The organism is Clostridium felsineum DSM 794 (genome assembly GCF_002006355.2).
Taxonomy (GTDB): domain Bacteria; phylum Bacillota; class Clostridia; order Clostridiales; family Clostridiaceae; genus Clostridium_S; species Clostridium_S felsineum.
In genome coordinates this window covers 3,050,600-3,062,501 of the sequence record NZ_CP096980.1, presented here as the reverse complement: position 1 = coordinate 3,062,501, position 11,902 = coordinate 3,050,600, and the positions used below count along the sequence as shown (strand labels likewise).

At 35.4% G+C, this 11,902-nt stretch carries 12 protein-coding genes; all 12 read left to right on the top strand.

The window, feature by feature from the left end; genetic code table 11:
* Window positions 1-9 precede the first annotated feature (9 nt).
* The 12 genes from CLFE_RS14460 (at window position 10) to CLFE_RS14405 (ending at window position 11,853) form a co-directional block, all read left to right on the top strand.
* Window positions 10-240, top strand: a complete 231-nt coding sequence (locus CLFE_RS14460; RefSeq protein WP_077892884.1) for a hypothetical protein — start codon at window positions 10-12, stop codon at window positions 238-240.
* A 43-nt stretch (window positions 241-283) separates the two neighbouring features.
* Window positions 284-574 (top strand): hypothetical protein, encoded by a 291-nt coding sequence (locus CLFE_RS14455; RefSeq protein WP_077892885.1) that lies wholly within the window; start codon window positions 284-286, stop codon window positions 572-574.
* Complete coding sequence (locus tag CLFE_RS14450; RefSeq protein ID WP_139356107.1) at window positions 543-755, top strand: hypothetical protein; 213 nt, start codon at window positions 543-545, stop codon at window positions 753-755. The genes CLFE_RS14455 and CLFE_RS14450 overlap by 32 nt, the downstream gene beginning before the upstream one ends.
* Window positions 756-769: 14 nt before the next feature.
* Window positions 770-1,663 carry a BppU family phage baseplate upper protein gene (locus CLFE_RS14445; protein WP_077892887.1) on the top strand — a complete coding sequence of 298 codons (894 nt, stop codon included), beginning with the start codon at window positions 770-772 and terminating at the stop codon, window positions 1,661-1,663.
* Between the two features lie 836 nt (window positions 1,664-2,499).
* The gene (locus CLFE_RS14440; protein ID WP_139356109.1) at window positions 2,500-3,534 is read left to right on the top strand and encodes a hypothetical protein; all 1,035 of its coding nucleotides are present in this window, start codon (window positions 2,500-2,502) and stop codon (window positions 3,532-3,534) included.
* Between the two features lie 86 nt (window positions 3,535-3,620).
* Window positions 3,621-4,391 carry a peptidoglycan recognition protein family protein gene (locus CLFE_RS14435; RefSeq protein ID WP_077892889.1) on the top strand — a complete coding sequence of 257 codons (771 nt, stop codon included), beginning with the start codon at window positions 3,621-3,623 and terminating at the stop codon, window positions 4,389-4,391.
* A gap of 103 nt (window positions 4,392-4,494) precedes the next feature.
* A complete protein-coding gene (locus CLFE_RS14430; protein WP_169850908.1) occupies window positions 4,495-4,665 on the top strand; it encodes a hypothetical protein in 171 nt (56 codons plus the stop codon).
* The gene (locus CLFE_RS14425) at window positions 4,646-6,244 is read left to right on the top strand and encodes a recombinase family protein (RefSeq protein WP_077892890.1); all 1,599 of its coding nucleotides are present in this window, start codon (window positions 4,646-4,648) and stop codon (window positions 6,242-6,244) included. The genes CLFE_RS14430 and CLFE_RS14425 overlap by 20 nt, the downstream gene beginning before the upstream one ends.
* Before the next feature lie 31 nt (window positions 6,245-6,275).
* A complete protein-coding gene (locus CLFE_RS14420; RefSeq protein WP_077892891.1) occupies window positions 6,276-6,494 on the top strand; it encodes a hypothetical protein in 219 nt (72 codons plus the stop codon).
* A gap of 171 nt (window positions 6,495-6,665) precedes the next feature.
* A complete protein-coding gene (locus tag CLFE_RS14415) occupies window positions 6,666-9,023 on the top strand; it encodes a U32 family peptidase (RefSeq protein ID WP_077892892.1) in 2,358 nt (785 codons plus the stop codon).
* A 1-nt stretch (window position 9,024) separates the two neighbouring features.
* A complete protein-coding gene (locus CLFE_RS14410) occupies window positions 9,025-11,391 on the top strand; it encodes an endonuclease MutS2 (protein WP_077892982.1) in 2,367 nt (788 codons plus the stop codon).
* Window positions 11,392-11,400: 9 nt separating this feature from the next.
* Window positions 11,401-11,853 carry a 2-thiouracil desulfurase family protein gene (locus tag CLFE_RS14405; RefSeq protein WP_077892893.1) on the top strand — a complete coding sequence of 151 codons (453 nt, stop codon included), beginning with the start codon at window positions 11,401-11,403 and terminating at the stop codon, window positions 11,851-11,853.
* The last annotated feature ends 49 nt before the right edge of the window (window positions 11,854-11,902 follow it).

The window sequence follows — 11,902 nt, the reverse complement described above, 5'->3', positions numbered from 1 at the left end:
GGGTTATTTTTGAATTGGGCAGATATTACAACAGTATTCTATACAAATGAAACAGGGGAGATTATAGCATTTTGCACAGGTATTCAGCCGATAGAAAGTTACTTTGCAGAAAGTACACAGGAATTTCGCGACACCCTAGGAAGTATACTTGTTTCCGTAGGCTTTGAGTTCTATCTAAACTATAAAAAGTACTATGTAGATACAACAGTGTCACCCCCAGTTTTACGTATAAAATTGTAGCTTATAAGCAAGGAATATGGGTTTATATTAGGGGGTGAAAAAGGTGTTCGATTTTCTGTCAAATACTGCTATCGTTGGGTTGCTAACTTCTGTACTGACTGGTGTTATAACATATGTAACAACTAGAAGTAAAAACCAAGTGGAACTATCAATAAAACGTGAGGAACTTATCGACCAACATTTACAAAACATTTTAGAGGGGTATAAACAAGAAATTTCAGCTTTACGTGCTGAAGTTCATGAGTTAACCGAAGAAAATAAAAAGCTAGTGGCTGAAATACTTGGGTTAAAGGCTAAAATATATGAATTGGAGGAGAAGCGAAATGTTAAATAAATTAGAGGAACTTTTAGAGGTTAGAAGTTTGATTGCTATTGCTATGACTGTTGTTGTACTTGTACTAGCATTTTTGGGAAGATTAGACGGGGAATTCTTGAAGACTATCGTTACAATGGTTATCACATACTACTTTGCTAACAAGGCAACTTTAGACCAAAGCAAGTCAAATGGGCAGTAAGGGGGCGTTAAATAGTGATAACTAGAGAATATACTTTTATGCTAAATGCTACTACTGAATTCCTACAACCGCCTTTCCTTGTTAAGCAAAGTGATAGCGGTTCAAACATTTTTAACATACAGTTAATCAAAGACTATAGCCCTGTAAACCTTACGGGGCTTATTCTTAAGTTTACAGTAAAGAAACCAGACGGCAATATAATATTTCAGACACCTACAGTAACTGACGCTACAACTGGTCAAATAAAGGTTGTATTAACTGCACAAACTTTGGCAGTAAGCGGAACAGCAAATGCGGAAGTTTCTGTATATGATAATAGCGGGAATCGTTTAACGTTTTTCGAATTCAGTTTCCTTATAAAAGCCAACATTGACCCGACTAATGCCATAGAGTCAAGCGGTGAATTTCCGGCAATGACAGAATTAGTCGCACATTCACATTGGCACGATAATAAACCCGTACTAGACGATATTCCAGATAACACCGCAATAGGTGCTAATAACACTTTGAAAACCAATGCAGATGGCAGTATATCTTGGGACGGCACTCTTTATACTAATACCCACACTCACACAAATAAAAGCACATTAGACGCAATTCCGGACAAGGCTACAGCTACTACAAACCAATACCTAACTAAAAAAGCGGACGGCTCTTTGGCTTTTGCAAGACCTAATCTTGTAACGCATAACCTAATCACAAATACAACACCAAATACCGCAACAATAGCTTCGGGTATTACTGGGTATGATAGCACATTAGACCTGTTGGTGGTTTCTGTAAACGGTGTTGCTTTTCTGCTAGGCACGCATTATACCGTAGACGCTTCGGGCAACATAACTTTTACTGGCTATACACTGCAATATAATGATGAAGTGCTAGTTAGATGTTATAGGAATATGAAATAAGTAAATAGGTATATAAGGAGGACTAATAAATGAGCCAACAAACAGCGGGATATTTTCCGTATTATAACTTTGCTGAAAGACTGAATCTAGTTAGGGGTGTTGACTATAGTTCCTACCAATACCCACTTGGGGATAGCACACTTGGTTTTGACGCACCGAAAAATATGGGTTGTGACTTCGTGATACTAAAGGCGGGACAGCAAAACACCGCAGACGAAAGCAAGACTACAGATTCAAGATTCACAGCGGGAAACGTACTAGCGTATAGAAAAAGGGGACTAAAGGTTGGAACTTACTTCTACGCTAGACCTTTTAACGTGTTAACCTTATCAAGCACTTATCCGGGTGGGTATACTGACGCAAACTTGCAGGCGGAAGCAACAAAAGAAGCAAACAATTACGCTGATATACTAGAATCTGTTTTTGGTACTGGACAATGCGGTGACTTACTACCCGTACTAGACTATGAAGATAACAGATGGGACACACCTTATACAATGACAGCACATCAAGCCTATACGTGGATAAAGGCGTTTAAGGATAGAATGGTTGTACGTTTCCCACAGTTAGCAAGTAGGGGCGGAATAATTCTGTATACTGCTTATTACTTTGTAGACGAATCTACTACTACACACACAATCCAATCAAGCGGTGGTGACCCAATAGCAAACCAAGTTCCTAAATTATGGTTAGCTGTAAATATGCCGGACGAAGATTACAACGGTGTTCCTGCGACTGCTTACCCTGCATACAACTTTACTACTTTTGGCGGGTATACAACTTATTTAATGTGTCAATACAGCTCCGACAGAAATAGACACGGTACTTCCCTATCTTTGGCTACTACTGCGGTTGATTTGGATTTCGTGGATTCTGTGAATTGGACGTTAAATGACTGTTTAGTCTATCCGGAAACATTACCGAAAGGTCTTACAGATTTACGTGGAAAAGCGCAGAAATTACACAACCATATAGGGCAGTATTTACCACTACAAAACGGTACACTAGAGGGCTTGACTAGACTTATAACACCAAATATGTTCTATTCAAAACAGGAGAATAACTATTCTTGGAAGATAGGAAGATTAAGCACTTCTACATCATCCTCCCATTTAGCCCCAGAGTTAGCATTTATACCTTCGTCAGACTATTATACACCGGGAAGTGGCGGAAATAACGGCGAAACATGGGACACTACAAAGGCTATAATCTTTAAACCAGACGGGACAGTTTACTTAAACACAAATAAAGTACTGGCTAATAACCAAAGTGACGCGGTAACACTTAATGGTGCTGTTACATTGGCAGGAACTAACACACTTTCAGGTTCAACAGCAGTAACAGCTGACTTTGAAACTAGAGGAATGTCCAGAACTAAAGGTCACTCATTGTACAATAACACAGGTACAGGCTCAAAGTTTTTATGTGTTTGTCGTATCTATTTACCACAGCAGTACACCCATTCCGTTGTTAAGCTAAATATCCATACAACAGGTTCTTACCCTACAGCGGGTTACGTAGTCATGAAGTATACTAACAATACGTCAGCAACAGCGGTAGACGCTTCGGGCAAGACTAGATATTTTGTTGAAATAGACAGCGCTAGTGGTAATACTATATTTTCAGCCATTCCAATTGCTGTATCCGGTGGTGTGTGTGTGGAGCTGTGGGCAGAATGTAAAGACTACGCTCAATTCTTATATTCAGTTCCTTACTGGTATATCCAAAATGGGGGCACGCTAACCGTCAATCCCGATAGTGGAGCGGTGTTAGGTGCGTTACCTACCGCAGGAAGCAATAGGGTAATAAACTCACAAACATTTACGTATGGTACAGCTGTTAGTGCAACAGTAAAAGACTTAACCTTATAGTGTCACAATTACCCCTTTGGCTACACATATAAGTGAAGGCTAGAGGGGATTTTCTTTCTAGTTAGAAGAAGGAGGTATTTAAAAAGATGGGATTAAACATTATTGACGTTGGTTTAAAGTTCAAACCGTTATCTTATGGTAACACCCCTAAATTTTGTGTGCTTCATCACGCAGAGGCTAGTCATTGTTCTATACAAGATATTCACAGTTGGCATTTACAAAATGGATGGGCAGGCTGTGGCTACCATTTTTTAGTCAGAAAGGACGGAACTGTTTATCGTGGAAGACCCGAAAATGCTATCGGAGCGCACTGTCCTAGCAGAAATTCAGACAGTATTGGTATATGTGCAGAGGGTGAATATATGGGGGAAACAATGCCAGAAGTACAGAAGCAAGCAATTGTTGCGTTATGCCAAGAGATGTGTCAAAAGTATGGAAAACTAGAAATAGGCGGTCACAAACAATACTATTCAACATCATGTCCGGGGGATAAATACCCTTTGGCAGAAATTAAAAACAGGGTAAATGGTGCGAATATTTCAGTAAATTATGGAGGGGTTCAAATGGATAATACAGTATTAACTATACAAAGACAGCTTAACGCTATGGAAGGTGCTAGGTTAGCGGAAGATGGCATAATGGGCGCGGGAACATTACAGGCTATAAAGAACTTTCAAGCTAAATATGGACTATCTGTGGACGGCGTGTGGGGCGCACAATCAGCTAATAAAATGAACCAATTATACGCACAGAAGGCACAGCAAGCACAACAAGTTAATAATGTACCCCAAAAAACAATTGAACAAAGACTAGCAGAAATAGAGCAAAGAATAACTGCATTGGAACAAAGAAAGTAAATAGATAAAACACTAAAGCTTGTGGCGTAAATGTCACAGGCTTAATTTTTTTCCTACATATTTATATAGGCAATAATCATATTATAATTTGGGGGTGGGGAATATGGGTAAAAAGGAAATGTATAAAGTAGAAATAATTTACGGACAAGGGTTACCTCAAACCATTGCTAAAAAATTGGCTATACTGTATAATACCTCACAGAAGGGTCTACAAGAGCAGAGTAAGCCAAAAGAAGCGGAGGGAAATACAAAAGATGGAAAACAGATTAAATAAAGAAATAGCAGACGCACCAAAAGTAGCACTATATACCCGTGTTTCTACAGATGAACAGGAAACCTCGATTCACAACCAACACGACAGTTATACCCGCCTAATAGAAGAAAAAGGGTGGGAAATCTACAAGGTATACACAGATGAAGGGATTTCCGGCACAAAGTCAGTAAAAAGGTTAGCGTTCCAACAGTTACTGGAAGATGGTAAAAATGGCAAGTACAATATACTGTTAGCCAAGTCGTTAAGCAGATTCGCCCGTAATCAACGTGAAGCCCTGCAAGCAATAGCAGATTTACGCGCTGTAGGGATACGTGTAATATTTCGTGAAGATGGGCTAGATAGTGCAGTGGACACAATGAGGTTCGGACTTTTTGCTTGGTTAGCTGAACAGGAATCACAGACAACGTCAAAGCGTATAAAAGAAACATGGCGCGGAATGGAAAAGCGGGGTCAAATGTATATACCGAATATGCCCTATGGTTACCAATATGTAAAAGGTAAAAAGGGGATAAAGATTGTGGCAGAACAGGCGAAAGTAGTAAACAGGGTATTTGAACTATATTTAAGCGGTATGGGTTTCCGTAACATTTCTAATTTACTAAAAGAAGAGGGGGTACTCACGCAAGGGGGAACTAATGGTTGGCACGCTAGTATGATAGGAAGGATGTTACAGAATAGGGCGTATATTGGCTATTTAGTACAGCACCAAACAGAAACTATTGACGTTACCATGAACAAAAGGAGGAAGATACCTAGAAGTGATTGGGCAGTTCATAAGGGGGTGTTCCCGCCTATAATAAGAGATAGCGTATTCCAACGTGTACAGGAAGAAGTGGCGAAAAGGCAAACTGCAATAAAAGCAAATGGCAGACCTACCCGTCATTCCAGTAAGTCCCTGTTTTCTAATCTAGTGGTGTGTGCAGATTGCGGGGCAAGTTTTACTGTTAAAAGGAAAAAGTCTAAAAGGGAATATGAACCCTACTACATCTGTCTAAACTATGAGCAATTCGGAAAAGCAAAATGTGGTCACGGTAGGGTGGCTGTTTATGAGGGGGATTTAGTCCAGATTTTAAGGCAGGAAATAGGGGTACTTATCGAAACCAATTTTAAGGCTATTATGGACGCGATAAAGGCACGTTCAATAGATAGCCATGCCATGACACCAAAAGAAGAATTAAAGGCAATACAAGCGAAAATAGACAGCCTATTACGCCTATCTAACACCCTTCTAACTTCCTACAGTGAGGGGATAGTCGGCGCCACGCAGTACAAGTTGCAGAATGAACAGATAGAGGGGCAGTTACAAGCACTGTTAAAGCATAAGGAACAATTGGACATGGCTGTAGTAACCAACAGGTCGCAGGAAAACAAAGAGCAGTTACTTATTAGGTCTATAAAGGAGTTAGCCAGATTTAACCGCGAAGAATGGACTAATCAAATGTTAAAGGAAGTGGTTGAACGTATAGAAATATCTGACGACCGAACAATAAAAGTGTACTTACGTTACCAGAAACCCCAAAAGCCACAAAACACACAGTACCTTAATACGCAGTACCATAATGTAACTGAAAGCAGTTAATGTTACCATAGGACTATTTACTATAATAAAATTGTTTAGATTAGTAAATCTTATAGTTCCATCTACAGGTTTTTGTAAGCCTGATGTGTGTGAAGAGATATCAGAAGATCCATGTGAATATTTCAATAATCTTGAATTTCCTTTTGATATATTTGATCCACCCCAAAAAGAAGACTTTTTTGTGCCAGAGGATGAAGATTGTTCACATCAATACTTAAATGAAGACATTGAAGAATTAGATAAAGATTAATTTTGACAGTGTTAAAATTAATAAAAATTAATGGAGGGGAGACCCTCCTTATTTTATTGTGTGAAACTTTATATTTGTAATAATAAATACTTTATGTATAATAGTTATAGGGCATTAGAAACTATATTGATTTTATAGTATTAAATTTACTTAATACAATTGGAGGTACTTATGAATAAAATTGAATTGCTAGCACCAGCAGGAAGTATTGAAAGTATATACGCAGCCGTTCAAAATGGTGCTGATGCAGTTTATGTAGGTGGAAGTAAGTTTTCAGCTAGAGCATATGCTGAAAATTTTAATGATGAAATAATGGAAAAAGCGGTTAATTACTGTCATGATTATGGAGTTAAATTGTATGTTACAGTAAATACGCTTATAAAACAAGATGAAATAAAAGAGGTTATTAAATATATAAAATTTCTTTATAAAATAGGAGTGGATGCACTTATAGTTCAGGATACATCAATATTAGAGCTTACTCAAAAATATATTCCTGATTTTGAGATTCATGCATCAACACAACTAACAATTCATAATGGGTTAGGAGCTCTTTATTATAAAGAAAAAGGTTTTAAGAGAATTGTACTGTCAAGAGAGTTGTCATTAAAGGAGATTGAGTATATATCTAAAGAACTTAATATAGAAACAGAAATTTTTGTTCATGGAGCACTGTGTGTATGCTATTCAGGTCAGTGTCTTATGAGTTCAATAATAGGTGGCAGAAGTGGTAATAGGGGCAGGTGTGCTCAGCCTTGTAGACAAAGTTATACGCTTATTGATAAAACTACGGGTCAAAATAAAAAAGGATATTTTTTAAGCACAAAGGATATGTGCACCATTGATATATTAAATAAGCTTATTGAAACAGGAACTTCTTCATTAAAAATAGAGGGTAGAATGAAAAAGCCTGAATATGCAGGAGGAGTTGTTTCATCATATAGAAAAGCTATTGATAATAAGCTTAATATAAATAAAGAGAAAAATAAACTTTTAAAACTGTTCAATAGAGAAGGTTTTTCAAGAGCATATCTTTTAGGTAATAAAGGGAGAGATATGATGGCGTATAATTTTCCTAAAAACACAGGGATTTTTATAGGAAAAGTATTAAAGGATAATAGTATATTGCTTAAAGAAGATTTGAGTTTAAAGGATGGAGTTAGAAACGATATTAAAGGTGCTATTGTATCAAAAATATTTAAGGATTCAGTGGAGCTTAAAGAAGCTAAGGCAGGAGAGAAGGTTAAAATTTTTCCCCATTTTTATAAGGCAGGAGACGATATTTATAAAACTCTTGATTTAAAGCTTACTAAGGAAATTGAAGAAAGCTTTAAAAATGATTTTAAGAGAAAAATTTATTTGGATTTAGAAGTGGAATTTAAGTTACATGATAGTTTTAAAATTTCAGTAAGTTTTGCAGAGGGGTACAGTTTAGGCTCAAATGAAAAAAATAGAAATATTAAAATAGAGGTTTTTGGTGATAAAGTAGAAAAGGCCGAGAAAAGTCCTCTCGTAAAAGAAAGAATAGAAGAAAATCTGAGAAAAACAGGTGGAACTCCTTTTGAAATTAACAATATAAAATTCTCTTCTTTTGATGAAGGATATATACCTATGTCTATTTTAAATTCGGTAAGAAGAGAGGCAATAAATAAATTTAAAAATCTAATAGAAGATAGTTATAAAAATAGAAGTGAGTTTGAAATTGGAAAAATTGAGTCTTCGGAAAAAAAAGAAGTTAAAATTCCAGAACTTATGATTTCAGTTTCTAGTAAAGAACAATATGAAGCTGTAGTAGAAGAAGGTTTTCAAGATGTAATAGTAGATATATTTAAAAAAAATTGTGACATTAATATAAAAGAGCTTAAAGATGTATATATTAAAGTTCCTAATATTATAAAGGAAGAATTTTATAACATATGTAAGATAATAGATGAAAGTTCACATAATATTAAGGGTATAGTCACTGCCAACGCAGGTATAATAAGCAAATATAAAAATACACTTAAAATAATAGGTGACTATAAGGTAAATATATTTAATAGTGAAGCATTAAGATTTTATAAGAATGATATAGTAGGATGTTGTCTCAGTACGGAACTTAGTAAAAATGAAATAAGGGAATTAAATAAGTACAAATGTATGGATACTCAACTAATTGTATATGGTAAAATAGAAGCGATGGTAAGTGAGTATTGTCCTATAGGAAGTGTTTTTGGTGGAAAATCCTCTAAAAATAATTGTGCAGGTACATGTATGAAATCAAGCTTTGTGCTCAAGGATAAAATGGGAGTAGAATTTGATGTAATAACAGATAAATATTGTAGAAGTCATATATACAATCCACTTCCGGTAAACCTAATAAATAATTTAGAGGAAATAAAGACTTTAGGAGTAGATTCTTTTAGGGTGGATTTTATTGATGAAGATTTAGATAGCGTTAAAAAGGTTCTCTCGTGGATTAAAAACGGTAATGTTAATGAAGAATTTAAAGGCTTTACAAGAGGAAGTTATAAAAGAGGAGTTGAATAAGGTGAACGAAAAATCACTTAGGGTACTAGAATATTTTAAGATAAAAGAGCAAATAAAAAAATATACAAGTACTAGTGCAGCGAAAAAACTTATAGAAGAACTTGAACCATATGGTAGTTTATATGAGGTTAAAGAACATATAGAAGAAACTAAAGAGGCATTTGAGCTTTTAATGAAAAAAGGTTCACCGCCATTTGAGGGCGCATGGGATGTAGAGGAAGCAGTAGGTATGGCAGGAAAGGGATTTTCTTTAGTGCCAGGTCAGCTCCTTAAGGTAGCTAGTATGCTTAGATGTGCAAGAAAATTTAAGGAATACATAAGTCACAAACAGGAGGAAGAAAGTTATAGAATAATTGAAGATATATGTAATGGCATAATTCCTCTAAAGAATATTGAAGATAGTATATTTAATGCCATCATAGGAGAAGAGGAAATATCTGATAAGGCAAGTACTGCACTTTATAGTATAAGAAGAAGTCTTAAAGATAAAAACTCTTCAATAAAAGATAAGGTCAATTCCCTTATGAGAAGTTATTCAAAGTATCTTCAAGAGAATTTATATACTGTGCGTGGAGAAAGATATGTTATTCCAGTAAAGGCTGAATATAAAGCTCAAGTGCCAGGACTTGTGCATGATCAAAGTTCTACAGGAGCTACACTTTTCATAGAACCTATGGGACTTGTAAATTTAAATAATGAAATAAAAGAGCTTATGTTAAAAGAAAAGGCTGAGATAGAAAGAATATTAAGAGAACTATCATCACTTATATATAAAAGTATAGTTGCAGTGAAAAATAATAAGGAAATAGTAACAGAATTGGATTTTATATTTGCAAAGGCTAAATATGCAAGTCATATAAATGCAACAGCTCCACATGTAAATGATAAGGGAATAATTGATATAGTTATGGGAAGGCATCCTCTTATAGATCCGTCTAAGGTAGTCCCACTTAATATATACATGGGAAGGGAGTTTACTTCCTTAGTTATAACAGGACCTAATACTGGAGGTAAGACTGTGACGCTTAAAACCACAGGACTTCTTGAAATTATGGCAATGAGTGGTCTAATGATACCGGCTAGAGAAAATTCTACAGTAAGCTTTTTTAAAGAGATATATGCAGATATTGGAGATGAACAAAGTATAGAGCAGAGTCTTTCAACATTTTCTTCTCATATGACTAATATTGTTAAGATAATTGATGAGGCGGATAGTAATTCTCTTGTGCTATTTGACGAACTAGGGGCAGGAACTGATCCAACAGAGGGAGCAGCGCTTGCAATATCTATACTTGAAAATTTAAGAACAAGAGGATCAAAAATAGTTGCAACAACACATTATAGTGAACTTAAGGCATATGCACTTAAAACTGAAAATGTTGAAAATGCTTCGGTTGAATTTGATGTGGAAACTTTAAGACCAACCTATAGGCTTTTAATAGGTATACCTGGAAAGTCAAATGCTTTTGAAATTTCAAAGAGACTTGGACTTTCGGACTATATAATTGAAGAAGCTAGAAAAGGTATATCAAAGGATACATTAGAGTTTGAGGATTTAATTCAAAGTTTGCAAACAAGAAGTGTAAAAGCTGAGGAAAATTTAAGAAAAGCAGAATTTTTAAAAGAAGAAGCAGAAAAATTTAAAGATAAATATGAGAAGAAGGTATCCTCTATTACAGAAACTAGGGAAAAAGCACTTCATGAGGGAAGGCGCGAAGCCAAAAGAATAATAGAAGAAGCAAAAGCAGAAGCAGATAAGATACTAAAAGACATGAGAGAAATGGAGAGATTGGGCTATTCCTCAGAAGCAAGGCAAAAGCTTCAAGATAGTAGACAAAAATTAAAGGAAAAGCTTGATAATGCAGAAGAAAGCTTAAATAAAGAAATAATGGATGAAGGAGAAGTACTAAAGTCAGTCAAAGAAGGAGAGGAAGTATTTATACCTTCTCTTAATATGAAGGGTATTGTAGTATCATCACAAGATGGTAAAGGTGAAGTTGAAATTCAAGCAGGTATAATGAAAATAAATGTAAAACTAAAAGATTTAAGAAAAACACAGAACAATCCAATATCCAAAAAAGAAAAGGCTATAAAAAAGAGAGAGGCAAAGCTTAATTTAAGATCAGTTTCTCAATCTATAGATTTAAGAGGTATGGATTCAGAAGAAGCAATATATAAAACTGACATATATTTAGATGAAGCATACATGGCAGGCTTAGGTTCTGTAACAGTAATTCATGGAAAAGGTACTGGTGTATTAAGAAATGCTATAAACACCATGCTTAAAAGAAATGTTCATGTAAAAAGCTACAGGCTTGGTAATTTTGGAGAAGGCGGCACAGGAGTTACTGTTGTTGAATTAAAGTAAGGTGATAATATGAAAGAGGAAAGTATTATTGTTTCAGCGTGTCTTTTAGGAGTGAATTGCAAATATAGTGGTGAAAATAATTTTAGTGATAAGGTTAAAGAAATTTGCAAGGGGAAAAAAGTTATTCCTGTATGTCCAGAGCAACTTGGTGGAATGTCTACGCCTAGAAATCCAGCCGAAATTATTAATGGCACAGGCAAAGAGGTTTTGGAAAAGAACGCTAAAGTTATCGATAATAAAGGAAGAGATGTAACAGTATATTTTATAAAAGGTGCAGAGGAAACTTTTAAAATAGCTAAGCTTTTCAATTGTAAAAAAGCTATTTTAAAAGCTAAAAGTCCTTCTTGTGGTGTTGGAGAAATATATAATGGAACCTTTAGCAAAACCTTAGTAAAAGGAAATGGTGTAACAGCAGAAATTTTAAAGAAAAATGGAATAGAAATCATTACAGAATTATATTAATAAAAAGAGATTTAACTATTATGGTTTTCCATAAGTTAAATCTCTTTTT

Excerpts from the sequence above, each read along its gene's own strand:
- CLFE_RS14450 (WP_139356107.1), top strand. The coding sequence starts at position 543 with ATGAATTGGAGGAGAAGCGAAATGTTAAATAAATTAGAGGAACTTTTA.
- CLFE_RS14435 (WP_077892889.1), top strand. The coding sequence starts at position 3,621 with ATGGGATTAAACATTATTGACGTTGGTTTAAAGTTCAAACCGTTATCT.
- CLFE_RS14430 (WP_169850908.1), top strand. The coding sequence starts at position 4,495 with ATGGGTAAAAAGGAAATGTATAAAGTAGAAATAATTTACGGACAAGGG.
- CLFE_RS14425 (WP_077892890.1), top strand. The coding sequence starts at position 4,646 with ATGGAAAACAGATTAAATAAAGAAATAGCAGACGCACCAAAAGTAGCA.
- CLFE_RS14415 (WP_077892892.1), top strand. The coding sequence starts at position 6,666 with ATGAATAAAATTGAATTGCTAGCACCAGCAGGAAGTATTGAAAGTATA.
- CLFE_RS14405 (WP_077892893.1), top strand. The coding sequence starts at position 11,401 with ATGAAAGAGGAAAGTATTATTGTTTCAGCGTGTCTTTTAGGAGTGAAT.